This window comes from Paenibacillus sp. FSL K6-1096 (assembly GCF_037977055.1).
Taxonomy (GTDB): Bacteria; Bacillota; Bacilli; order Paenibacillales; family Paenibacillaceae; genus Paenibacillus_AQ.
The window spans coordinates 4,631,435-4,656,251 of the sequence record NZ_CP150274.1 but is presented as its reverse complement, the minus strand read 5'-3'; the positions used below and the strand labels follow the sequence as shown (position 1 = coordinate 4,656,251).

General features: G+C 57.0%; 22 protein-coding genes. 4 read left to right on the top strand and 18 right to left on the bottom strand.

Features of this window, described 5'->3' with window-relative positions; translation table 11 throughout:
• Positions 1 to 60: 60 nt before the first annotated feature.
• Entirely contained in the window at positions 61 to 846 is a 786-nt protein-coding gene (locus tag MHI24_RS20585) for a carbohydrate ABC transporter permease (RefSeq protein ID WP_340026742.1), read from the bottom strand.
• Between the two features lie 112 nt (positions 847 to 958).
• Positions 959 to 1,852 carry a sugar ABC transporter permease gene (locus tag MHI24_RS20580; RefSeq protein WP_340021397.1) on the bottom strand — a complete coding sequence of 298 codons (894 nt, stop codon included), beginning with the start codon at positions 1,850 to 1,852 and terminating at the stop codon, positions 959 to 961.
• 241 nt (positions 1,853 to 2,093) lie between these two features.
• On the opposite strand from MHI24_RS20580, the gene MHI24_RS20575 reads away from it, so the two are divergent.
• The 3 genes from MHI24_RS20575 (at position 2,094) to MHI24_RS20565 (ending at position 4,171) form a co-directional block, all read left to right on the top strand.
• Positions 2,094 to 2,402, top strand: coding sequence for a hypothetical protein (locus MHI24_RS20575; RefSeq protein WP_340021396.1), 309 nt, complete (start codon positions 2,094 to 2,096; stop codon positions 2,400 to 2,402).
• Entirely contained in the window at positions 2,386 to 2,868 is a 483-nt protein-coding gene (locus tag MHI24_RS20570; protein ID WP_340021395.1) for a hypothetical protein, read from the top strand. The genes MHI24_RS20575 and MHI24_RS20570 overlap by 17 nt, the downstream gene beginning before the upstream one ends.
• A 106-nt stretch (positions 2,869 to 2,974) precedes the next feature.
• Positions 2,975 to 4,171, top strand: coding sequence for a nucleotidyltransferase family protein (locus MHI24_RS20565; RefSeq protein ID WP_340021394.1), 1,197 nt, complete (start codon positions 2,975 to 2,977; stop codon positions 4,169 to 4,171).
• A 246-nt stretch (positions 4,172 to 4,417) separates the two neighbouring features.
• On the opposite strand, the gene MHI24_RS20560 is transcribed toward MHI24_RS20565, so the two are convergent.
• The 6 genes from MHI24_RS20560 to MHI24_RS20535 form a co-directional block, all read right to left on the bottom strand.
• Positions 4,418 to 6,208, bottom strand: coding sequence for an ABC transporter ATP-binding protein (locus tag MHI24_RS20560; protein ID WP_340021393.1), 1,791 nt, complete (start codon positions 6,206 to 6,208; stop codon positions 4,418 to 4,420).
• 14 nt (positions 6,209 to 6,222) lie between these two features.
• Positions 6,223 to 6,651 carry a lasso peptide biosynthesis B2 protein gene (locus MHI24_RS20555; RefSeq protein ID WP_340021392.1) on the bottom strand — a complete coding sequence of 143 codons (429 nt, stop codon included), beginning with the start codon at positions 6,649 to 6,651 and terminating at the stop codon, positions 6,223 to 6,225.
• A 26-nt stretch (positions 6,652 to 6,677) separates the two neighbouring features.
• Positions 6,678 to 6,983 carry a lasso peptide biosynthesis PqqD family chaperone gene (locus MHI24_RS20550; protein ID WP_340021391.1) on the bottom strand — a complete coding sequence of 102 codons (306 nt, stop codon included), beginning with the start codon at positions 6,981 to 6,983 and terminating at the stop codon, positions 6,678 to 6,680.
• Positions 6,980 to 7,918, bottom strand: coding sequence for an aldolase (locus tag MHI24_RS20545; protein ID WP_340021390.1), 939 nt, complete (start codon positions 7,916 to 7,918; stop codon positions 6,980 to 6,982). Before MHI24_RS20545 ends, MHI24_RS20550 begins: the two co-directional genes overlap by 4 nt.
• Before the next feature lie 121 nt (positions 7,919 to 8,039).
• Complete coding sequence (locus MHI24_RS20540; RefSeq protein ID WP_238655530.1) at positions 8,040 to 8,165, bottom strand: paeninodin family lasso peptide; 126 nt, start codon at positions 8,163 to 8,165, stop codon at positions 8,040 to 8,042.
• 29 nt (positions 8,166 to 8,194) lie between these two features.
• The gene (locus MHI24_RS20535; RefSeq protein ID WP_340021388.1) at positions 8,195 to 10,120 is read right to left on the bottom strand and encodes an asparagine synthase-related protein; all 1,926 of its coding nucleotides are present in this window, start codon (positions 10,118 to 10,120) and stop codon (positions 8,195 to 8,197) included.
• 302 nt (positions 10,121 to 10,422) lie between these two features.
• On the opposite strand from MHI24_RS20535, the gene MHI24_RS20530 reads away from it, so the two are divergent.
• Positions 10,423 to 11,289: a GNAT family N-acetyltransferase gene (locus MHI24_RS20530; protein WP_340021387.1), complete on the top strand. Its 867-nt coding sequence runs from the start codon at positions 10,423 to 10,425 to the stop codon at positions 11,287 to 11,289.
• A gap of 41 nt (positions 11,290 to 11,330) precedes the next feature.
• On the opposite strand, the gene MHI24_RS20525 is transcribed toward MHI24_RS20530, so the two are convergent.
• The 10 genes from MHI24_RS20525 to MHI24_RS20480 all read right to left on the bottom strand — a co-directional run bounded on the left by MHI24_RS20525 (position 11,331) and on the right by MHI24_RS20480 (position 24,755).
• Entirely contained in the window at positions 11,331 to 11,984 is a 654-nt protein-coding gene (locus MHI24_RS20525) for a SprT family zinc-dependent metalloprotease (RefSeq protein ID WP_340021386.1), read from the bottom strand.
• A gap of 39 nt (positions 11,985 to 12,023) precedes the next feature.
• The gene (locus MHI24_RS20520) at positions 12,024 to 13,412 is read right to left on the bottom strand and encodes a hypothetical protein (protein ID WP_340021385.1); all 1,389 of its coding nucleotides are present in this window, start codon (positions 13,410 to 13,412) and stop codon (positions 12,024 to 12,026) included.
• 177 nt (positions 13,413 to 13,589) lie between these two features.
• The gene (locus MHI24_RS20515; protein WP_340021384.1) at positions 13,590 to 14,612 is read right to left on the bottom strand and encodes a dipeptide ABC transporter ATP-binding protein; all 1,023 of its coding nucleotides are present in this window, start codon (positions 14,610 to 14,612) and stop codon (positions 13,590 to 13,592) included.
• On the bottom strand, positions 14,609 to 15,625 hold the full coding sequence (locus MHI24_RS20510) for an ABC transporter ATP-binding protein (RefSeq protein WP_340021383.1): 1,017 nt from the start codon (positions 15,623 to 15,625) through the stop codon (positions 14,609 to 14,611). Before MHI24_RS20510 ends, MHI24_RS20515 begins: the two co-directional genes overlap by 4 nt.
• Complete coding sequence (locus MHI24_RS20505; protein ID WP_340026741.1) at positions 15,592 to 16,551, bottom strand: ABC transporter permease; 960 nt, start codon at positions 16,549 to 16,551, stop codon at positions 15,592 to 15,594. The genes MHI24_RS20510 and MHI24_RS20505 overlap by 34 nt, the downstream gene beginning before the upstream one ends.
• 59 nt (positions 16,552 to 16,610) lie before the next feature.
• Positions 16,611 to 17,582: an ABC transporter permease gene (locus MHI24_RS20500; protein ID WP_340021382.1), complete on the bottom strand. Its 972-nt coding sequence runs from the start codon at positions 17,580 to 17,582 to the stop codon at positions 16,611 to 16,613.
• Positions 17,583 to 17,701: 119 nt separating this feature from the next.
• Complete coding sequence (locus MHI24_RS20495; protein ID WP_340021381.1) at positions 17,702 to 19,447, bottom strand: peptide-binding protein; 1,746 nt, start codon at positions 19,445 to 19,447, stop codon at positions 17,702 to 17,704.
• Positions 19,448 to 20,045: 598 nt separating this feature from the next.
• Positions 20,046 to 22,622 carry an ABC transporter permease gene (locus MHI24_RS20490; RefSeq protein WP_340026740.1) on the bottom strand — a complete coding sequence of 859 codons (2,577 nt, stop codon included), beginning with the start codon at positions 22,620 to 22,622 and terminating at the stop codon, positions 20,046 to 20,048.
• A 13-nt stretch (positions 22,623 to 22,635) separates the two neighbouring features.
• Positions 22,636 to 23,337, bottom strand: a complete 702-nt coding sequence (locus tag MHI24_RS20485; RefSeq protein WP_340021380.1) for an ABC transporter ATP-binding protein — start codon at positions 23,335 to 23,337, stop codon at positions 22,636 to 22,638.
• Between the two features lie 521 nt (positions 23,338 to 23,858).
• Entirely contained in the window at positions 23,859 to 24,755 is an 897-nt protein-coding gene (locus tag MHI24_RS20480; RefSeq protein ID WP_340021379.1) for an SDR family oxidoreductase, read from the bottom strand.
• Positions 24,756 to 24,817: the final 62 nt, after the last annotated feature.

Sequence of the window (24,817 nt, the reverse complement as noted above, 5' to 3'; positions counted from 1 at the left end):
CTCAGGCTTCATGCTCTTCATTGTCATTGTCATTGTCTTCATAGGCTTCGGTGGCTTGCACTACCCCTTGACCGCCCCGCTGGCAATGCCTTGAATAATGAACTTCTGTCCGGCCAGGAAGACCACAATCATCGGAATCATGGCGGCTGTAGCTGCGGCCATCATGCCGTTGTAATCGACCGAATTCTCCAGCACGAAGTTCTGCAGTCCCAGCGGCACCGTGTACAGATTCTTGTCCACCAGGAAGATCAGGGCGTTCTCGTAATCATTCCAGTGCCAGGAGAAATCAAGGATCGTCAGCGTGGCCAGCGGGGCCTTCGCCAGTGGCAGAATGACCCGGGTGAAGATGCGGAAATGTCCGGCACCGTCGATCAGAGCAGCCTCACTGATCTCATGGGGCACGGTGATAAAGAACTGGCGCAGCAGGAACACGCCGAAGATGGTGAATGCCCCCGGCAGAATCAGCGCCCAATGGGTGTTGTAAATGCCCATCCAGTTGAACAGCACGAACCTTGGCACGAACAGAATCTGCGGCGGGATCATCATCATGGATAGATAGACCAGGAAAAGCGGCTCCCGTCCGCGGAACTGAATCCGCGAGAATCCGTAGGCGGCCAGAGCAGCAAATGTTACGGCGCCCAGGGTCGACAAGACGGAGATTTTCAGGGAATTCATATAGAGCAGCGCGAAGCTCCCCGTTCCGGTCCATACATTCACGTGGTGCTTCCAGACCGGATGCTGCGGAATCCACTGAATCGGGAATTCGAACACCTCCAGCGGTGTTTTGAATGAGGTGGAGATCATCCAGAAAAAGGGCAGCAGCAGCAGCAGACCCAAAGCGGTCATGACCAGCGTCAGCAGCCACTTCCACAGGCCCGGAGCACGCCTGGCCGTCTGCCGCCCCGCAGGGACTGCGGGTGATATCGTTGTTTCCATAAACGGCTCTCCTTGCTTTCGTTTAATAATGAACCCAGCGGCGCTGGCCTGCCCAATTGACAAGCATAATCAGCATGACAATGGCGAACAGCATCCAGGACACGGCAGAAGCGTAGCCCATTTCGTAGTAGCGGAAGGCGGTCTTGTAAATGTAGAGCGACAGCACATTGCTGCCTTCGCCCGGTCCTCCGGCGGTGGTGGCCTGAATGATGCCGAACGTCTTGATGGCCGAGATGAACCCTGTAATCAGCAGCAGGAACGTAGTCGGTGATACCAGCGGCACCGTGATATAACGGATGGAATGCCACAGCCGGGCCCCGTCGATGGTCGCTGCCTCCAGCAGCTCCTTCGGCACCTCCTGAAGGCTGGAGAGATAAATAATCATGTTGTACCCGACCATGATCCAGATCTGAATGATGCATAACGCGTAGATCGCCGTACTGCTCTCGGACAGCCAGCCCGGCGGGTCGGCAATCCCAATCAGCCGGAGCGCTCCGTTAATGGGGCCAAGGCTGGGATGGAAGAGCAGCATCCAGACGAAGGCGATGGCGACCCCGTTCATGATATACGGCAGGAAGTACAGCGTACGCAGCAGCTTGGTCCAATAGACGCTTCTGTTCAGAATATAGGCGACCGGAAAAGCCACAATCAGCGAAACCGGAACGGTCAGCAGGAAGATCAGCGTCTTCAGGACAGAGTTATGGAAGGAAGCATCTCCCGCCAGCCGCCGGAAGTTATCCAGCCCGACGAACTGGATGTCCCCCTTGTTCATGAAGGAATAATCCGTGAACATCATGACCAGCGACATCAGGGCGGGCACAAGATAGAACAGCGTAATCCCCATCATGCTGGGGGCGATAAATAAATAACCGGCCGGGTGATGGTTATGAATGCCGGTTGTTTTTAGCTTTTTCAAGCGATCCCTCCTTTGCAATATGTTCATGATATAAGTCTAGCAAAGGGGGCAGCCATGCAGAATGAACGCTATTGTGGCGTAGGGGTACGGAATTTGGAATTGGGGTCCTGGGCCTTCACGCCCAGCGGATGCACGTTTGCCGCAAGGGTTGTACCGGAAGAACCAAAACTTGCAGTATGCCTTCTTTTTTAGGGAGAATTCGATTATCATTGTTTTCATTCCAAATTATAGGAGGATCACCATGCGGGGGTTCAAACAGAATATAGGCCGGTTATGCGTAGGTCTCATGCTGATCGGTGTAATATCTTACGGGGAGGGCTTACCGGTCCGGGAAGCGCAGGCGGCTGCGGCGGCTCCGGATGTCAGCTCCTCCATCACAGTGCTGGGCAGCCCGTTCCAGAAAGCGGCTTACGCCCGCAACGTCTGGGATATGCAGCTCTTCGGCGGAAAAATCTATCTCGGCCACGGCAACAGCAGCAATTATGCGCCTTCGCCGAATGCCGGACAGCCAGCTTTTCCCCGGACTAAGCTTCGTGACGAAGCCTGGTGAAGTGAACGTTCCCGGCGTCAGCGGCCAGCCCTGGCTGAAGCTGCTCCGCACTACAGAGGTGAACGGACGGCTGCTGTATATTGCAGGCAAAATTTACAATGACCATCAATCCATCCCGCAGGGCCTGTTCTCCGCCGGAGCGGGCTTCCAGAACACGCGCAAGGAGCTGCTGCCGAATTCCGCCGCAGCGCCTATTGATATTCTGGACCGCGGGGATAGGGTATACGTGCTTGGCTATGTCAAGGAAGCTTCAGGCCAGTACACGAATTATGTCTACCGTAAAAGCACCGCCAGCTTCCCCTCCGGCGGGGAAGGCTGGAGTGAGGTCTTCCGCTTCAGCCGCGATACGTTCGCCCGCTCCTTCGAGGAATCCGGCGGCGACTTCTACTTCGGACTGGGCAGCGATGCGGATGTGATTCCGGCCTCCACCGGCACGATTCTGAAGCTGAGCGCCGGGGCTTATTGAAGTGCAGCAGGCGTACCGGCCCTTAAATTGACAACATTCTGTCAACGATGGTACGCTCACTAATATTCTAGTAATTTGTTCAAAATCAGGTAAAGGGAGAGTCTCTATGACTAACCGGAATACCCTTGATCAGGGGAGCTTATCCAAGGAAGTACAACTTATTCTTGCACTGCTGAATTCCGGGAGCCTGGATGAAACGGCACAGAAGCATCCGCAGCTGTTTACAGACCTGAACTGGGACTTATTTATCGAGCTTAACCGGCATCACCGCGTGTATCCTTACCTCTACCCCAGACTCAGCAAAATGGAGACGCAGGCGGTTCCTGCCGAGATGCTGGAGCGGCTGAAATGGGAGTACCGCCGGAATACGGTGCAGATGCTCCAGCTCAGCGGCGAGATGAGCAATATCGCGAGCCACCTGGCTGAGCTGAACATCCGCTGCATCTTCCTCAAGGGTCCGGTGCTCGGTCAGGAGCTGTACGGCGATCTCTCGCAGCGGACCTCGCGCGACCTCGACTTCCTGGTGCCGATTGATCAGCTGGAGGATGCGGAGACTCTGCTGATCCGGCTCGGGTATGAGAAGGAAGACAAATTCGAGAGCCTGCTGGGCGACTGGAAATGGCGGGAGCACCATACCACGTTCATCCATCCTGTCAGCAGGATCAACGTGGAGCTGCACTGGAGGCTGGGCCCGGGACCGGCGAAGGAGCCGGGATTCGACGCGCTGTGGAGACAATCGCGGACAAGTCCCCACTTCGGCCAGAATGTCCATTACTTAGGGCCGGAGGATCTGTTCATGTTCCTGGCGGTCCATGGTGCAAGACATGCCTGGTCCCGGCTGAGATGGCTGCACGACATCAAGATGCTGCTGCTGGGCAAGCAGCCGCCTGATCCTGCGCTGCTGACGCGCCTCCTGGAGCGCTACAGCCATAGCGCCGTGGCCGGCCAGACGCTCATTCTGGCCGCTGAGCTGCTGGAGACGCCGGTTGACCCGGCGCTGTCTCCGCTGATGGACAACCCCAAGGCCCGCAAGCTGGCCCGTGATGTGCTGTTCTACCTCCCGCGGATTGTCAATCTGAACACTCCGCCGCTGGAACCGGAGGTCGAGCAGCATTTCAGCCGGTATCTGCCGAGCATCCTGTCCCCCCGGAACCGGCTGCTCCGCTCTGCGGGCTTCCTGTATCCGTATGCGGCGGATGCCAAGACCCTGCCGCTGCCGAAGCCGCTGCATTTCCTGTATTTCCCGCTGCGGCCGGTGCTCTGGAGCTGGCGTAAGGTGACAGGTGTGGAGAAGGAGATGTAGGCGGGAGCGTCCATACCAAAAAGGCAAGTGCTGCTAATCAAACTCAGCACTTGCCTTATTATGGTTATGGGGCTGGGTGGGGTCAGCCAATGTAATCGGTTTTTCGATTACATTCGGCCCACACGCCCACACAGCTCCGAATGTAGTCGGTTTTTCGATTACATTGGGCCCACACGTCCACGCAGCGCTGAATGTAATCGGTTTTTCGATTACATTCGGCCCACACGCCTACTCATCGACGCAGCTCTATCCAGCCTCCTCCTGCCCCTTGAGCAACCGGCTGAACATCCCGCCCTTCTCCGAGGCCAGGCCGCTGTACACGCCCTGCTGGATGACCCGGCCCTGGTCAATGACCAGGATCTGGTCCGCTCCCCGGATCGTGGACAGGCGGTGGGCGATGACGATGACCGTCACCGAGGCCTTCAGCCGCTCCAGCGCCTCCTGAATCCGCTGCTCGTTCTCGGTGTCGAGCGCGCTGGTCGCCTCATCGAGCACCAGGATCGACGGCTTGCGGATAATGGCGCGCGCCAGCACCAGGCGCTGCCGCTCGCCGCCTGACAGGCGGACGCCGCGGTCACCCAGCAGCGTATCCAGCCCGTCCGGCAGCCTGCGGACGAAGTCGGCCGAGGAGGCGAATTCCAGCGCCTCCCACAGCTCCGCCTCCGCCGCATCCGGCTTGATCATCATCAGATTGTCGCGGATGGTGGCGTTGTACAGGAACGGGTCCTGCGCCACGTACCCGATGGATCGGCGGTAGGCGAGCAGCCGCTCCCCGGTGATCGGCTCGCCGTCCGCGAGAATCTCCCCGCGCTCCGGCTGCATCAGCCCCATGAGCAGATCGACGAGCGTGCTTTTGCCTGCGCCCGAGCGTCCGACAATCGCCGTCATCTTCCGGGCCGGAATCCGCACATTCACTGCTTGCAGCGAATACTCCGGCTCATCCGGCTGATACCGGAAATCGACGTCTCTGGCCTCCAGGCCATCCTGCAGCGTCATCGGCTGCACAGGCGCTCCCCCCTCATGCTCGGCAGCAGCCAGACATTCATCCTGCAGCTGCTGGAGCTGCCGGAACGACGGCAGGACCGAGGCCAGCTGCTCCAGCAGCGCCTGCAGCGTGGAGAAGGTCGGCCACAGCCGGGTGAAGACCAGTATGACCAGCAGCAGACTCGGGCCCTCTACATGCATGAACCGGAAGGAGACGAAGATAAATACAGCAATCAGCAGGGTGGACGACAGCTTGTATAAGAGCTGGGAGTTGGAACGCAGGCGCGTGTAGTCGAGCTGCTCCTGCTTCACCTCCCCGGTGAAGGCGTGCAGCCAGTCCAGCCGGGATTGCTCCAGATTATTGCTTTTGATATCCTTGATGCCGTTCAGTTGGTCCGTGATTCCGCCCAGATACGTCTTGCCCAGCTCAGTGCTGCGGCTGCCCAGCCGCTTGGCCTTGCGGATGAACCGCCGGGAGAAGATGGACAGCAACGCGGCGCAGACGAGGACGGCAAGCGTCATTTTGGGGGACAGCCAGAAGGCGAAGCCGATCTGCACCAGGGTGAACAGCAGCGAGGTGAGGAACTGCAGGAAGCCGCTGATGCCCGCCAGGACTCTCGCCAGCTCCGTAGTCATCATATTGATCAGATCGGAGGTGCGCTTCCGCAGAAAAAAAGACCATTCCGCCCGCAGCAACGCGCTATACACCTCATACCGCAGCTGCCGGCCGTAGGTCTGCTGAATCTCCACATTGCGGATGGCTACGGACCGTGAGATCAGGTTCTGGCAGAGGATAATCAGCACATAGCTGCCCAGCACCAGCAGCAGCGCCGTAGATTGCGGCAGCTCCTGGATGAAGCCAATTCCCGGCAGCCTTGCCGCCGCTGCCGCCGAGCCGCCCAGCTCAAGCCCGGCCATGCCCAGCATCGGCACCAGCAGCAGAATGGCCGAGCTCTCCAGCAGGCCGCTGATGACCATGCCCAGCAGATTAAGGTACAGCTTCACCCCGGACAGCCGCTGAAGCTGCCGGACATAATAGATGATCGCTTGCATGGAACCCACCTCGATTACTCGGCTTGTAACACCTTGGCGAACTTCTCCACGACAACGAAGCCCTGCATCGCATCGTCCCCGGAGACATAGCTTGACCCGCTGCGCAGCCAGGCATGGGCAATCATCTGGCCCTGCTTGTCGCGCGCTACCCCCATATAGAGGGTGCTCTCAATTCCCCGCTTCTCCAGCATCTTAAGACCGGCCACGGCCCGGACCATACAGGTACTTTTCCAGGGAGTATAGCGGCTGATCAGCCGGATGGCGGTGGTAATCTGCCGGATGCGGGGAAGATCCGCTTCATCGGAGACCGCAGGGGTCTCCAGGGATTTCACCCCAAGCTGCGGGGCCGTCCGGGCGAAGGGGAACAACAGCTGGATGCGGACCAGCAAAAGCCGCCATAACGCCTCGGGAATCAGCGCCAGCGCGGCCTTTTCATGTTTCAAAAGCTGACGAAGACGCCGGAGCTTCTTCATGATCCGCTGACAACGGCAACCAGATCCTCATTCAGCAGATTCTGTACGAAATCAATGACATCCTGCTGCGCCAGCTCCGCCGGAACCTCGAAGGTCTCCTGCATGATCTCGGCAATCCGGCGGATGGACACCGGTGAAGCCAGCGCCTCCCAGATCGCACCCCCGACCTCGCCGAGATTGTAATACTTGCCGTTCTTCACATTCAGCATCACCTTCTCGCCGTCCATGTCGCTGGCGATATTGCCTTCCCGCTGAACCAGCACCGAATCCAGGGACAGCACCTCTGCCGTGTTCATACTCATCGGTTCATCTCCTCCATCTTCTGCTTAATGGTCTCCATAATAAGTTCCGTCTGCCGCGGCGCGCTGAAGCCCTGCTCCGGGCGGGTTAGCCGGTACATCGGCAGCCGGTTTACGAACGAAGCGAGCAGCCCGAAATGCCATTCCCGGATGCCCATGGGATCGACGAGCGCTTTTTGATAGGTATGGTTGTATAAAATATGAAGCCGCTCCAGCCCGTTAACCGGCTCAACCTTCACTTCTTCCGCCCCGCCTACAGCCAGCTCAAAAATCCCGGCCAGCGGCAACGGCTCACTCTGGAAGCGGTCATGCACCGGCACGGCGAACTTGGTCTCCCGCCGGAACAGCGGGCGGTATGCGGACGAATTCATTCCCAAATAGTCCAGGCTCTGCTGCCACAGCTTCTGCTGCGGATACCCTGGAACAGCCAATGGATGTCCATTGTGCACCAATACGGGAATAACGTCGTCACTGACCATAAGATGGCCCTGGTCCATTAAATAAGAAGCCAGCGTAGATTTGCCTGCACCGGAACGCCCCACCAATGCATAGGCCTTGCCCTCCAGCACGAGCGAGCTTCCGTGAAGAGCCAGAATGCCCTTCTGCATCAGCAGAACCCCCATGCAGCTGCCCAGAATGAACAGACGGACGCTGTCCGGATCAGCCCCGGCTGCCGGCGATACGGTGATCGTGCTGCCGTTCTGAATGGAGAAGATCGCTGTGTCCTTCACCATGAACATGACTTCATTGCCGGCTGTCCCCAGATTCGCTGTGATCTTCGGGATGGTCTCCCAGCGCGCCGACAGGTCGGCCTGCACGACAGATACACTGCCTATCTGCCCGGGAAGGTCAGTCCGGGGAAGCTCCGGCAACGGAAATTCGCTGAGAATCTGCAGGCCGAAGGCCTTATACCCTAGACATTGTGCGGTGCCAGCCATATGGTTCACTCCATCTCTGTCAATTTCACCCGCTACCTGCCGGATGATTGAATATGGGGATAGCCCTCATCCCCCTCCAGCAAGCTAAGAGGGATAAGGGCTGAGCGTTAACGCGGGAAGACTAGGAGTGACTAACGATCTCATCCGGATCGGCTTGGAAGGCATCGGCAATGGAAATCCCGGGGCCAGCCATAGTCATTTTCACATCCAGCACTTCCAATGTAGGCTTGCTGTATTCCTTTTTCATAGTAGTCACCCCCTTTCAAGCTCTGTCCCTCAGGTCACCCGCTGCAGGAAGCGGTAGAATACCAGTCCCCGGGTGAGAAGGCGGAAATCGGTGTTGAAGATTAAAGCAGGTGCGGGCTCACTACCCAGCCGGTCCAAGCATCCGGCGAGCCCGGTATGATTCAGATAAGACGATGCGAGCGGGTCCCGGAGCATCTCCTGAACCTCCTGAAGGAACTTCGGCCACTGGGGCAGCATCCGCGTAATTCCGTCCGCCCCCTGAATCCCGCGCCGCGTCTGGTTCAGCCGGACCGTATCCGGCAGCCGCCCCTTCATCGCCCGGCGGATCAGCGAGCGGTCGACTCCGTTCTGGACATACTGCTCTTCCGGCACGGACAGGCAGAAGTTGATGACACGCAGATCATTGGTAGGGTCACGATCCCATACCCTGTACTTCAGAGACAGCTTGGTCGCTGCGATCCCGTTCACATTCCACACATGCGGCTGCTGAAAATGCGCGCGGCGGATCTCATAGACCGTCCGGGTGGCAAGCATCGACTCCTGTTCGCCCAGCCGCTCCAGCACGCCTGTCCGCCGGGCAAATTCCGGATGAATCAGCTCCAGCGGCGCTTCCTGTCGCCCCCCGGCTAACTGGCCGAGGACGGGAAAGGCCTTGCGGCCGGCAAGCTTCAGCATCCTCTTGCGGCTGACACCCATGGTGCGGCTGTACAGCTTGTTCTCGCGGTAGAAGGAGAGCCAGCGGAATTCCCGCAGCAGCTTCGCCTGATAATCCAGCGCCGGCCCCCAGGAGACGCTCCAGTTGCCGCGTTGTCCGCTCAGCAGCACGCCGACACCCTGCGAGTGAGCCTGCTCATAGATGCCTTTGAGCCAATAGGAGTTCTCGATGAACTTGTAGGGCATCTCCATAATCTCCAGCCATTCGTCAATCTCGCCGTAAGAGCTGCGGTCCGGGAAGTTCAGGAAGCTCGGCTCAATGTTCCCGACATGGTCGATGATCTCCCGGATGTAGGGGCGTTCATCGGTGACCCGCTGGCCCAGCTTGAAGCCTGTGAAGTTATCCAGCGGATAAGAGCTGAACGTGTACAGAGGCTTGCCTGCCCGGCGCAGCTCCTCGGCCGCGAAGCTGACCACGGAGCCGGAGTCGAGTCCGCCGCTTAAGTTGGCGCCTGCCGCAAGATGGGTGCGCAGCCGGTCGCTGACCGCCCGGCTGAACACCTCGCGGAGCGCTTCCTCGTATTCCCCGTCGCTGCCCAGCCTCAAGGGAGGCGGAATCTCGAAGGTGTAATACCGGGAGAACGAAATGCCCTTCGCACTAACGGTCACCGAATGGGCCGGAGGCAGCTGCTCCACCCCCTGGTGAACTGTGGAGAACAGATCCACTACATCAGTCCGACCTTGGCTTGCCAGAAACTCCGAGATCCAGGTCTCATTCAGCCCCTGCCTGCCTTCCATTAGAGTGAGCAAGGGATGCATCACAGTACAGAAGGCGAACTGCCTGCCCGTGCGGCGGAAGTACAGTGTCCGGTTGCCCGAGAAATCCCGCGCCCCGAACAGCCGCTGCCGGGCATAGTCCCAGATCATGAAGGCGAAATCCCCGACCAGATGAACTGGTGCCTGCTCGCCCCACTTCTCATAGGCCAGCAGGATCAGCAGGCTGTCAGGCATGGAGTCCCGGTCCTCCCGGACCACCTGGAGTTGTCCGAAGAGCTCGCTGCGGTTATCTATAATGGCGTCAGCCACGATAGCCAGCCCGCGCTGCGGATCGGCATAGGGCATCAACTCGCCCACGGACTGCGGGGTGATCCACTGCGAGCGGCAGCCCAGGAACAGCTTCTCCGTCTGCCAGCATCCGGCATCATCCGCCGGATAACGCTGCAGCTGCCGCATCAGGCGCGGGCCCAGCTCCGGGTCCAGCGGCCCATGCTGCATCGAATAGATCCCGGCGATTGCGCTCATGACATAACCTCCAGCCGCTTGAGAATTACGATACGGGTTCTTAATAGTGAACACTTCTTATTACCTAAGATAACGTTCAGGCCTTGAATTGTGAATAACACCCGAGAGTACTTTTAGGTATCCTTTAGCGTATTGACACATGTAGAATTATGTGGTAATGAAACACCGACAGATGACCTATGTAAAATAATACCTTATACTACAAGAGGCACTGTGCTGAGCCTGGAAAGCTCCCGGCATGAACTATTAAGCGGATGAACGGGGCTAGAAGTACTATTACGGAAGGTTAGGAGTTGTATAAATTGGAGTTTGTTAAGGATTACAAAAATATTGATACACTGCGCCACAGCTTCTTCAAGCTGGCACAAGATACCTTCGAGCTGGAGCTTAAGCACTGGTATGAGGCGGGGTTCTGGAATGATACATACATTCCTTATTCTTACGCAAAGGGCGGGCAAATTGTGGCCAATGTCTCGGTGAATCTGCTGGAGCTGATGATTAACGGGGTGAAGTCCCGTTCTGTTCAGCTCGGAACGGTGATGACTCACCCGGACTACCGGGGTCGGGGCCTGTCCACACAATTGATGAACAAGGTGCTGGAGGATTACGGGCAGGGCTATGACATCATGTATCTTTTTGCCAATGACTCCGTTCTGGAGTTCTACCCGAAATTCGGCTTCCGTCCGGTGGACGAGCAGCTCTTCTCCATGGACTGCCCTGTGGATACGGTCAGAGCTGCGGCAATCCGCAAGCTGAACCTTGCCGACCCGCTCGATCTGAATCTGTTCACCACCCTTGGAGCACAGCGGATTCCGGTATCACAGCGGCTCGGTGTCAGCGGGGTCCATGGCCTGCTGATGTTCTACGGCCTGAACGTGTTCAGCGGCCAGCTCTACTACCTGGAGGACGAGAATCTCATTGCCATCTGCCAGCAGGAGAACGGGCAACTGGAGATTTTTGACCTGATCAGCACACAGCCGGTCTCCTGCCGCGACATTGCCTTACAGCTCGCGGACAGCCATACAGAGACAATCGTCTTCCACTTCACCCCCGATGACCCTGGCCTGGAGCTGGCCGGCAGCAGCTATTCAGGCGGTCTGTTCGTCCGGAGCCAGGGCAGCCTGGAGTATCCGGCAGGCCTTAAGCACCCGGCTACCTACATCGGGTAAATCGGATAACCGCAGGCACAGCCTGCATCCTGGAATGAAGATCACAGTGTCATGAATTGCCCCTGCCGGGCCAGGTACGCTTCCTTCTCCTTGTAGTCCGGCATTACACTTCCCAGCCGCCGCCAGAAGGACCGGTCATGATTCATATGCAGCAGATGACACAGCTCATGAATGATGACATAGTCAATCACTTCGGGCGGCGCCATGGCCAGCCGGTAGTTGAACGTCAGCTTGCCGTCAAAGCTGCAGCTGCCCCATTTGGTCCGCGACTCCACAATTTCGATACTCTTCGGCTTCACTCTAAGCTGCGTCTGATAGCGGGTGATACGCTCAGCGATGATTTTTTTCAAACTGGACATATAGAACTTCTTCAGCGCAAGCTTCAGCTCGTCAGCGTTCCTCTCCTGTACCGTAATCAGCTCATGGAGCGCGTACTCCCGGCCCAGATACAGATAGACCTCTTCCCCGTCATACCGCTTCGCCTCCGGCACCTTCCGGGCCGCCGCATTCCTGCGCAGCTGTTCCAGAATCTTCGGGCCTATACTTGCTACCGCACCGAGGATGGTCTCTTCACTTGTTCCCTTAGGCGCCTTAACGGTAATGAGATCCGAGCCGTCCACAGTTACGGAAAGCTTCTTGCGCTTGGCATACTGAACATGTAGCGTCACCATCTGATCTTCCAGTTGAATCTGCATAGCCACCATCGTTTCTGTAAATTCTGAGTTTGATATATGTTAATAGACCGGATAACCCGCCACGAACACCGCCAGATAGAGCAGGCTCCCCGCAATGTACAAGGTTGTCAGCACGGCATCCTTCCATTTCTTATCCTCTGTCAGCACCACCGCTGCGAAGGCCAGCGGAAAAGCGACCGCAAAATAACGCGGAGCGGACAGCAGCCAGGTCGGCGCGACCACATAGGCGAAGTAGACAATCAGATACGCTATGTATGCAGGGTTCAGCTTCTTCGCACTCCGCAGCATGATGAGAAGCACGGCGAAGATCGCGGTCAAATTCGGCAGCCACAGCCCGAGGAACGAACGCCAATCCTTATCCTTGAAGGTATTCACGGCGTATTCCATCTGATACCTCACGGTATCGAAGAAGAAGTAGACCCGCTGAGACCAATGCTCCCGCTGGTAGATACTGAACTGGAACGCGTTACCTGTCACACTGTAGTTGATATAGAGATAGGCCAGCAGGCCGAAGGAGACCGTAGCTAACGAGACTGCCGCAAGAATCACCTTGTTCACAAAAGCCTTCCGGTCCATCCGCCTGTAACCGGCGGTCAGCGCCCGGGCCAGCTCAACTGCAACCGGCACCGCCAGCAGAATGCCCGGGGAACGGGTGAATCCGGCTAATGCCGAACATAGGCAGCCCAGCAGCCAGCGCCGCCGGCGTACATAATACAGGGCCATCAGCGAGAGCAGCAGGAACAGCGCCTCAGTCATCGGAAGGAAGAAGAAGAACGCCGACGGGAAGATGAAGATATACTTCACCACCCGCAGCGCATTCCGGCGCGCCAGATCCAGCCGGGCCAGCTCATATGCGAACACCGCCGCAGCCAGGGTACACAGATTAGCAACCACAAAACCGGCCACCATATAACTTCCCGTGAAGAACTGCGCCAGCTTGATCAGCACCGGAAAGAACGGCAGAAAAACAATATGGAATCTGGGGTCCCCCTCCGTCACATACCACCGCTCGGCGATGCCCAGATAAGACATAGCGTCAATTCCGCGGATATGCCACATGTCAATGAAGCGGGAGAACAGGCTGCCGGAGCCGCCTTCCCGCAGCACCCAGAACACATAAGCCGCGAGGATCAGCAGGACACGGCTGGCGGCCACCCACAGTATGATTTGCCACCAGGTCCGCTGCCGCTCCTCCTTCGGATCGCTGTTGCCGATCCCGGCTGATGCTTCACGCGCCCCCTGCGGGCTCAGGTATCGGGTCAGGGCGGGTATCGCCCGCAGGCCGGTCCAGACGAACAGCGCCAGGCAGGCCAGAGAAGCCAGGGTCCCCGCTGGAGTCCAGGTATGTACGGCTGCTGCCCAGATCCAGGCCGCTGCTGCCATCACCAGTATAAATAGAGCTGAAACTGCTGTGTTTACCTTGTTCACTAGAACCTCCGGTCCGCATTCGTTGCGTATATGAAATGGGATTAATCTGCCAGGAATCCGTCTGCTCCCATTTTCTTATAGAACGCTATGGAACACAATGGTTAGTTTCGGACAAGCAAAGAGGAACGCCGCAACATATTCAGCGGCGTTCCTCCTTCATAACCTATGGTAATCCGTTCAGGCCTTCGGAAACAGCGGGAAATGGCAGGCGACCTGCCGGCCCGCTCCGACCTGCTCCAATAGGGGCTCCGTGTGGCGGCATTTGTCTTGAACGAACGGGCAGCGGGTATGGAACCTGCAGCCCGAGGGCGGGTTGGCCGGGGACGGCACATCCCCCTCCAGCATGATCCGCTCCTGCTTGCGTCTTGGAGAAGGCTTAGGAATGGCCGAGAGCAAGGCGGCAGTATACGGGTGCAGCGGAGCCGCGAACAGCTCCTCCGTCTCGGCGACCTCCACCAGCTTGCCCAGGTACATGACCCCGACGCGGTCGGAGATATGCCGGACCACGTTCAGGCCATGGGCAATGAACAGGAAGGTCAAGCCCAGCTCCTTCTGCAGCTTCATCAGCAGGTTAATGACCTGGGACTGGACCGACACATCCAGTGCCGATACCGCTTCATCGGCAACAATGAACTTCGGGTTCAAGGCGATAGCCCGGGCAATGCCGATCCGCTGGCGCTGCCCGCCGGAGAATTCATGCGGGTAGCGGTTGCGGCGGCTGGCATCCAGACCGACCAGCTCCATCAGCTCCACCACCCGGTTATCGGTCTCCTTCGCCGACATCTTCCGGTGAATGCGCAGCGGCTCGCCGATGATATCCTTGACCAGGAAACGCGGATTCAGCGAGCCGAACGGGTCCTGGAAGATGATCTGCATCTCCTCCCGCAGCTTGCGCATGTCGCCCGAACCGAGGGAATGAATATCCTTGCCTTTGAACAATACTTTCCCCCCGGTGGCGCTCTGCAGCCGCAGCAGCACCCGTCCGAAGGTCGACTTGCCGCAGCCGGATTCGCCGACCAGCCCGAAGGTCTCGCCTTGGCGGATCGACAGATTCACCCCGTCCACCGCCTTGACCTGTCCGACCGTCCGGTTCAGCAGTCCCTTGGTGATCGGGAAATATTTCTTAACGTCCTTTACTTCCAGCAGCACTTCAGAGGAAGCCGGCAGCTTACGCTCAGGTATGTCCAATGTCTTATTCATGCACGCTTCGCCTCCCTGCTGTATTCCGCCGCTTCCGGCTTATCCTTGAACAGCCAGCAGGCGGTCCGGTGATCCTCAGAGATCATGAAATCCGGCGGCTCCTGGCTGCGGCAGATGTCCATCGCATGGGGACAGCGCGGGTGGAACCGGCAGCCCCCCGGCAGCTGGCCAATCGGCGGAATCGTTCCGCGGATCGTATAGAGCTCGCCGCCGCGTCCGCCCTCGAATCCCGGGATCGACTGAAGCAGCCCGACCGTATACGGATGGCTGGGATGGTCGAAAATCTCCTCAACACTGCCCTCTTCCACGATCGCGCCCGCATACATGACAGCAATGCGGTCAGCCATCTCGGCGGCCACGCCCATGTCATGGGTGATCAGCAGGATGGACATCCCGAGCTCAGACTGCAGCTTGCGCAGCAGATCGAGAATCTGCGCCTGCACGGTCACATCCAGCGCGGTGGTCGGCTCATCGGCGATCAGCAGCTCAGGATTGCAGGCCAGGGCAATCGCAATGACTACACGCTGGCACATCCCGCCGGACAGCTCATGCGGGTACTGCTTCGCGCGAATCTCCGGGGCCGGGATGCCGACCAGCCGGATCAGCTCTACCGCGTGCTTCATCGCTTCGGCATCGCTCTTGTTCTGATGGAGCCGCAGGCTCTCCGCAATCTGTTCCCCGATCGTGAAGACAGGATTCAGCGAGGACATCGGGTCCTGGAAGATCATCGCGATCTGATTGCCGCGGATGCTCCGCATCTCTTCCTGCGTCTTTTCCCCCAGGTTCTGCCCGTGAAAATCAATGCTCCCCTCAAGAATCATCCCGCCTGCGTAATCAATCAGGCGCATGATGGCCAGCGAGGTCACGCTTTTGCCGCTGCCGGATTCTCCGACGATGCAGACTGTCTGCCCCTTGTCCACCGTAAGAGAAATGCCGTCGGTTGCCTTGAGCAGCCCCTTTTCTGTTGCAAAGCCGGCGGTCAGTTTCCGGATTTCGAGTAGTTTTTCCGCCATTGTTCCAGCCTCCTCCGGGATTTGGTCACTTTCTGTCTGGGATCAAGGGCATCCCGGATGCCGTCGCCGATAAAGTTAACCGCCAGCACCACCATCAGGATGCAGAAGCCCGGATACACCGCCTGCATCGGATCGACCAGCATGAACTCCTGGGCGTTGCTGAGCATCAGCCCCCAGCTTGTGGCCGGAGCCTGAATGCCAAGGCCCAGATAGGACAAGGCGGACTCACTGAGAATCGCCCCGCCCACCATCAGGGTCGCGTTGACAATAATCGGGAAGCTGGCATTGCGCAGCAGATGCCGGAAGATGATGCCCCAGCTGGACACACCGATCGCTCTCGCAGCCTCCACATACTGCATCTCCCGCAGCTGCAGGAAGGTTCCCCGGACCAGCCGGGCAATACTCATCCAGCTCGTGAACGCCAGAATCAGTATCATGAACTTAATCTGTGTGCCGAATAACGCCATTACCAGGATGTTCAGGAACAGGGACGGCACGGAGTTCATGACGTCAACAATACGCATAAATACCGTATCCACGAATCCGCCGAAGTAACCGGAGATCGCTCCGATCACTGAGCCGACCAGCACAGATACAGCGGCAACCGAGAACCCGATCAGCAGCGAGATCCGGGCGCTGTACAGCAGTCTGCTGAGAATATCGCGGCCCAGCTCATCGGTGCCGAGAGGATGGCCCTCCGCTCCTGGCTTCAGATTCGCGAACATCAGGTCGATTTTCTCCGGTCCATAAGAGGTCAGATACGGTGCGAATACCCCCAGCAGCACAAAGATGAACAGTACGATTAAACCGCCCATGGCAAAAGGATTACGCGAGAACTTCTTCCACAGCGTTCTCCATGGACCCGGCGGCCGGTCCGAATCCACCACCGGAATCTCCGGGTCCGTACCGCCCGGCATTGGGTTCATATCAGGCGTACCGAGCGGTTTGGATACAACCCCTTTGGTAAGCTCCGTATTATTGGTACTCATGCTGCCTTACCCCCTTGCTTACCGAGCTTCACCCGCGGATCAACGACCACGTACAGGATATCCGCCAGCAGATTGCCGATGACGACCATGACAGCCGTCACGATCGTAACCGCCATCAGTGCCGAATATTCGCGCGCCGTAGCCATCTCCACGAACCAGCGGCCCATTCCCGGCCAGTTGAATACATTCTCCGTCAGTGCGGCCCCGCCTACCAGAATCGGAAGATCAAGGCCGAGTACCGTAATGATTGGAATCAGCGCATTGCGCAGAGCATGGCGGAAGATGACCTTGCGTTCCTTCACACCCTTGGCCCGGGCCGTGCGGATATAATCCTGATCCAGCACCTCCAGCATACTGGCCCGCGCATACTTCATATAAGAAGCCAGGAAGCCAAGCGCGAGTACGGTGACCGGCAGCACCAGATGCATGAACAAATCACCTATATTTCCTTCCTTGCCTCTTGTATACATATCCGACAATGGGAACCAGTCCAGCTTGAGCGACAGCCACTGCTGCAGCAGGATCCCGAACCAGAAGGTCGGCATGGCGAAGCCCAGATAAGAGATGAAAGAAGCGGTCTGATCCGATAAACCATAGACTTTGGTACTATTATAGATCCCCCAGGGTATGGCAATCAGCAGCGATACCAGCCAAGCGGCCCCCATCAGGATCACGGTATTGCCGATCCGCGGCCAGAGCAGATCCGAGATCGCAATATGGTTCTTGAAGGTATATCCCAGGTCTCCTTGCAGCAGATCACCAATCCAGTGCAGATACTGGATATGAATCGGCTGGTCGAGCCCCAGATTCTTGGCTTGCTGCTCGAAGATTTCCGGCGTCAGGCCCGGCGCGAGCATCACTTGCGTAGGTCCGCCCGGAGCCGCATGGATAAGAAGAAAGGTCAGTATGGTAATCAGAAAGATGACCAATACCGATTGAAGCACCCGGCGTATCAGATATTCTGTCATAGGCTATCCTCCTAGAGATGGTAAGGCGATAGATTGCGGAGGCCCCCCATTGATACAAAAGGGGGAGGTGAAAGAGCATGCTCCTTCACCTCCCGCAAGTCTATTCAGTTAGCGGCGTATTAATCGGTTACCCACCATTTGATCGCGTGGAAGAACTGTCCGTAGCCCAGTGACGGCTCTGGAGCGTCCTCCTCTGCCCAGTGCACTCTAGGTCCTGTTCCGATGGCCTGACCATACTGATACAGGAATACATAAGGAAGATCGGTGGAGATTTCTTTACCCACTTCTTTGTAGATCTCTTTGCGCTCAGCCTGATCTACTGTAGAATATCCGTCTACCCACAGCTGATCCAGCTTCTCATTCTTATACCAGCCGCTGTTCTGTCCGGCAGGCGGGAAGTACTTGGAGGAGAAGATGCTCTCCGCATCCGGGTCCGGTGTATTCAGGGACCATGCCAGCAGCAGGGCCTGGAATTTACCCGGTGTAACGTTCTGATCGATCCAGGCAGCGAAGTCAATCGCCTTCGGCTTCACTTCAATGCCGACATCCTTCAGGTTCTGCTGGATAACAGCGGCAACCTGCTCACGGCGGCTGTTGCCGGCATTATATTGAAGCTCGAAGGAGAAGCGGTGTCCGTCTTTGGTCAGAATTCCATCCTTGGCGTCGGCCACCCATCCGTCCTCAGCCAGGAGCTTCTTAGCTGTCTCGGCGTTATAATCATAGTTCACTGCAGCATCGCCCGGGTCAGCCCAGGTATCCGGCAGGAACGGGGCGTTCATCAGAGCGCCTACACCCTTCAGGATATTGTCCACCATCCCCTGGCGGTTCAGTGCATGGGCAATCGCCTGTCTGGTCTTCTGTCCGGCGAACAGACCGTAGTTATCGGGGAAGTTCTTGCCGTCGAAGTTGAACATCACATATTCATATTGCGCGCCCGGCTTCTCGATAATATCAATCTTGCCGTCCTTCTTAACAGCTTCCACTTGAGTCACCGGAATGGCACTGATGTGGTCCGTATCGCCCTTCATAATCGCTTGGACCTCAGTGTTCTGGTCAGCATAGATCTTGTAGACAATCTGGGCGATATGAGGCTTCACTGTTCCCCAGTAGTTCGGATCGGCATCCATCGTGTGGCTCTCGCCCTGCTTCCAGGCTGTCCATTTCCACGGTCCGCTGGTCACGGTCTTAGCCGGATCTGTACCGAAGGCATTCTTCTGCATTTCGGTCGGCTTCACGTCCTTCAGAATATGGGCCGGCACAATCTCCTGAACCAGAGCGTACAGGAATGGGGCGTAAATCTGGGACATGGTGAATTTAACAGTGTGGTCATCGACCTTCTCTACCGTCTTCACTTTGTCATATTGGCTGATCAGCGGTGAGCCGGTCTCTTTATTCTTAGCTGTTTCAACGGTATACACTACATCATCTGCAGTGACCGGCTGGCCGTCACTCCATTTGGCAGTATCCTTCAGCTTCACAGTATAGGTTAATCCGTCTGCGGAGATTTCCGGGAGGTCAGCGGCCAAAGACCAGTCTTCAGCCTTCACATTGCCTTCGCGGTCGAGGTTGTACAGCTTCGCGAAGACGAACTGGGCGACATCGCCTGATGCGGTGTCATTAACTAGAAGGGGATTAATATTAACAATGTCAGAGAAAGAGCTTGCGACAAGCGTTCCCCCATCCACAGGCCCATCAGCTGCGGGCGCTTCAGTAGCATCCGGCGCTGCACTCTCTGTCGGGGCTGCCGTTGCGGCAGGAGCATTAGTCGCAGAGCCTGAAGTATTATTGGTGCTGCAACCGGTGAATAGAACTCCTACCAACGATACAACTAGTAAACTTGACCACCATTTTCTCTTTTTCGCCATTCTTCTAACTCCTCCTTAGTTAAGTGCTTCTACCTTCTCTTCCAAGCTACTGGGGAGACCGGGATGCTCCAGGCCGCTGGACACCTGAGACTAACAATGACCGTCTTCACAGGACCATGTAATGAAATGTTACACATGATACATATGGTCAAGCTGCGATGAATAGACCATAGGTCAATTAGAGTCAGGGGCAGCTTTCCCGGATGGGAGCCTTAAGCATTCCCTTTTTAAATTATGGTTTATATTACATGTGAATATTTCTTACGTCAATATATTTATTTATGTTTTATGCATCTTATTTTTTTGCTATGAAAACATTTAATTCCAATATAATCGAGAAATAAGCTTAGAATTTCTAATGTATATATTTTTGATGAGTTTAATTGGGTTAGTTATAATGACACAAAAAGATAATTTTCGATTGCTTTCGACATAATATTCCAGAAGAATCTCTATTTCCACTGTCCTCCCAGCAGTTTTTTTGCTCTTTTTGCATACAAAAAAGGAAGGAAACCCGCTGGTGCCCTCCCTCGTCCGGCAAGCGGTATTCCTTCCTCTTTTTCAGGCAATTTATAGATTTGACAAAACAGTGACTCTCCTACTCTACCGATTTCAGCGCTTCGATCATATCAATCCGCTTTAGCTTCAGATGCATGAACACCATGACAATTCCCGAGAAGAGCAGGGTCAGCAGGCCCGCGTAGAGGTAGCTCTGCCATTCAATCAGCGGAGCGAACATCGTCGCATCCAGCTCGGCCGTAGATAAGACGAACCGGTGGAGAATGATGCCCAGCGCACTGCCGGACAGAATGCCAAGCAGGGTTAACAGGATATTCTCCCGGTAAATGTACAGGGTGACTTCCTTATCGTAGAAGCCCAGCACCTTGATCGTAGATAATTCACGGACCCGCTCAGATACATTGATATTGGTCAGATTATACAGAACCACGAAGGCCAGGGCGGCAGCCGATACGATCAGTACCACCATAACAACATCCATGCTGTCCATGGTCTCTTCAAAGGCCTCGCCCACACCGCTGGATAAGCTGACCAGAGCCACCTGCCCGTTCGCCGTCAGCTTCTCGCCAAAAGCATCCTCCCACTGCTTATCCTTGCCGGTGTAGCTCAGCAGCTGCGTATTATAGACCGGCTCTTTGCCGAATACTTCAGTGTAATATGCCGGGGTCATGTACATGTAATGCAGCACATAGTTTTCAGTGACCGCTGCCACCTTAATCTTGAATTGCTCATTGCTGCTGTCCAGAACGGTCAGGGTGTCGCCGGGCGCAAGATCATAGAGCTTCGCAAGCTTCTCCGTAATCACCGCCCCGCCGTCCTTAAGCTCCAGCGGCTTATCCGCAGAACGCTGTTTAAGCGTAACGAACGAAGCCAGCTGCGCGGTATCCGAAGGGACAAAGATCCGTGCCTCCTGATCGTTCACGCCTTTGGCCCGGGCGGTCATCGCCTCCTGCAGCACATTCAGGGTGCCCGTAACCGCAGGCTCCTGCTCAATCAGCTGCTTGTAGGCAGCCTGCTCTGCGGCCGGCGCATTCTCATGCAGCGCGACCAGGGCGCTGTATTTCATAATCCCGCCGAACTGCTTGCCGGCGATGCTGCCGATGGAATCCTTCAGGCCGAAGCCGGTCAGAATCAGCGCGGTACAGCCCGCCACCCCGATGACGGTCATGAACATCCGCTGCTTGTAGCGGAACAGGTTCCGGGCCGTCACCTTCTGCACGAAGCTGAGCCTTCTCCACAGGAAGGTGAAGCGCTCCAGCAGAATCCGCTGCCCGCTCTTCGGCGCCTTGGGCCGCATCAGCACCGATGCATTGCTGCGCAGCTCCACCCGGGAAGCGATCATCGCCGTCATCGTTGTACAGATCAGCGCCACCAGGATGGAGACCACCGCATAGTCCGGGTAGAAGCTTTTGATGACATCCGGGAGGTTATAGAGCGAGCTGTAGGCATTATAGATCAGGTCCGGGAAAAAGGTGAAGCCCACCGCCAGGCCAACCACCGAGGCGGACAGGCTGGCCAGTGTGCCGTACACCAGAAATTTGGCCATAATATCCCTGGCACCATAGCCCAGCGCCTTCAGGGTCCCGATCTGCAGCCGCTGCTCTTCCACCATCCGGGTCATGGTCGTCAGGCTGACCAGCGCGGCAATCAGGAAGAAGAAGACGGGAAAAGCGGAAGCAATCGCGGACAGGCGGTCCGCATTGTCCTTATATTCCGCATACCCGGAGTTGATCGTCCGGTCGGCCACATAGACCTTCGGCAGCTCCGGCTGGCTCTGCGCCGCTGCCTGCTGCTGCTGTTCCTGTTGCTGCTGCGTCCCCTGCTGTGCCCCTTGGGGCCCCTGCTGTGCTGCAGCCTGCTTCGCCGCCGCAGCCGCTTCCGCCTTCAGCTCTTCCAGACGCTGCGCCGGATAATCCTTCAGCGCTTCCTCCGCCTCGGTGAGGTGGCGCTCCACCAATGCGTCGTAGGCGGGAGTATAGGCCGTCTCTTCGGCGGTATCCTTGAAGCTGAGATAGGCCTCCGTGTACACCGGCAGCTTGAAGTCCGCTTCTGGTATGACGGCGAACGCATCGGCGGTTCCTTTGCCGATCCGGCTCGTTCCGCGGTTCGCGGTCTCAATATATTGCGGGCTCTGCGCGAAGCCCACCACTTTGTAGGTCTGCGTCTGGAAATTTTCCTGCAGATCCGCTCCGGCCTCCCCGCCGAAGGTAATGGAATCTCCAAGCTTGAACTTCTCCTGCTCGCGCAGATGTTCATCCAGCACAATCTCTCCCGAAGCTTCCGGCAGATGCCCTGCGGTCAGCTTGTAGCCGTTCAGCTCATTGTCTTCTGCATAGGAATAGACCTTGGCAATCAGCCCGCTGTCGCCAAGGAATACATCCGAGCTGTATCCGGGCTGAACCGTCTGCACTCCGGGTAGGCTCCGCAGCGTCTCCATGCTCTTCTCGGTCAATCCGTAAGTGGACTGGACGCGGAGGTCCATCAGCCGCAGGTCTTTATAATACGTCGCTGCAGTGTCCAGCATATCCGGTCCTGCCGACTTAATACCGGAGAAGAAGCTTACCCCCAGCATAATAATAGCGAAGATCGAGAGGAACCTCGCCTTCGTGCGGCTGATTTCCCGGAAAACATCCTTCCATAACGCCCGTTTCTTCATCATTTCCTGCCCCTTACCATTCGATGTCTTCTACGGATACCGGCGTTTCGTTCTTCACCATTTTCCGTACCTTGGCATTGTTAATCTCAATCACCCGGTCCGCCATCGGCGCGATTGCCAGGTTATGCGTGATTACAATCACCGTAGTCCCGGTATTGCGGCACGTATCCTGCAGCAGCTTCAGCACCTGCTTGCCGGTGTTGTAATCCAGCGCTCCGGTCGGCTCATCACAGAGCAGCAGCTTCGGCTGCTTGGCCAGCGCCCTGGCAATGGCGACCCGCTGCTGCTCCCCGCCGGAGAGCTGGGCGGGGAAGTTATTCAGCCGCGCGCCAAGCCCCACATCCTCCAGCACCTGCCGGGCATCCAGCGCCCGGGGGGAGATCTGCGAGGCCAGCTCCACATTCTCCAGCGTGGTCAGATTGGGCACCAGATTGTAGAACTGGAACACGAAACCCACGTCATTACGGCGGTAGCCGGTCAATTCCTTGGCGCTGAAACGTGCGATGTCAGTACCGTCCACAATGACCTGGCCTTCGTCGGCAGAATCCATCCCGCCCAGTATATTCAGTACCGTTGACTTTCCTGCTCCGCTGGGGCCGACAATAACGGCGAACTCCCCTTGTTCAATCTCAAAATCAATGCCGTCATTGGCCACAATCAGGGTCTCCCCCATCTTATAGCGTTTATATTCCCCTTGTACCGTTACGAATGCCATGCCCTCTCCTCCTGTCTTCTCCGCATACCGGCCTATGCTCCCTGGCTGGCAGCCCACTTCTAACCTCAAGTGTAGCACATGAGCCCCCTATCCATGCAAAAGTACCGCTTTCATCGCCCCGGCTGCCAGCATCCCCAATACACAAGTGGAAACGGGGCTGTCCCAAAAGTGGCACCCCCATTATTGCGGGAATTATGTATGCGAAAAACAGCATACATTTGCCTGACGCACAGGCGTGTGGCCTGAATGTATGCGAAAAACAGCATACATTTTGCTGGTGCGCAGGCATGTAGCCCGAATGTATGCGAAAAACAGCATACATTTGCTAACGCACAGGCATGTAGCCCGAATGTATGCGAAAAACAGCATACATTTGCTAGCGAATGCCCCCTCCCCCAAGTGCTCACTCTGAATCAACTCCAGCATAAAGAGCTATCCCAAGCAACCGTTTCATGGCTTCTGGGACAGCCCCGCTACAGCAAAAAGCCTCCTTGCGGAGGCTTCTCGCTAAGCATGTGATGTTATGGCGTCGGCATGCCGCCGTTGGCATTCAGCGTCTCGCCGCTGATATAGCTTGATTCCTGGCTGGCCAGGAAGACGTAGGCTGGAGCCATCTCCGCCGGCTGTCCGGGGCGTGCCAGCGGGGTTTTGGCGCCGAAATCCTTCAAGACCTCCTGCGGCTGTCCGCCGCTGATCTGCAGCGGGGTCCAGACCGGTCCCGGCGCAACGACATTCACGCGGATGCCCTTATCGGCCACCTGCTGGGCCAGCGCTTTGCTGAAGGTGTTGATGGAGCTTTTGGTGGTGGCATAATCCAGCAGAATCTCTGAAGGCTCATACGCCTGAATCGATGAAGTGTTGATAATCGTACTGCCCGGCTTCATATGCGGAATCGCCGCCTTGCAGAGCCAGAACAGCGCATATACATTGGTCTTGAAGGTGGCATCGAACTGCTCGGTGGTCAGATCGGCGATAGCCTTCACGAACTGCTGCTTACCGGCAATGTTGGCCAGAATATCAATCCCGCCCAGCTCCGCTACCGCCTTGGCAATCAGCTGCTCGCAGTACTTCTCGTCCTTCAGATCGCCGGGAACGGCAACCGCCTTGCGGCCGGCTTCCTCCACCAGCTGGACGACTTCCTTCGCGTCCGCTTCCTCCTCCGGCAGATAGGCCAGCACCACATCAGCACCTTCCCGGGCAAAAGCAATTGCAACCGCCCGTCCGATCCCGCTGTCCGCTCCGGTGATCACCGCCTTGCGTCCAGTGAGCCGTCCGCTGCCTTTATAGGTGCCCGCCCCGTCATCGGGACGCGGATGCATCTTCGTCTCCAGGCCGGGGGCCGGCTGCTGCTGCTCGAATTCCGGCGTAGCCTTGTCATACTGCTTCACAGGGTCCTGAATCTTATATTGATCGCTCATGCTGAATTCCTCCTCTGTTAGCTTCTGGTCGTCTGGCTTCTGACACTTTTAATGTAACCAGC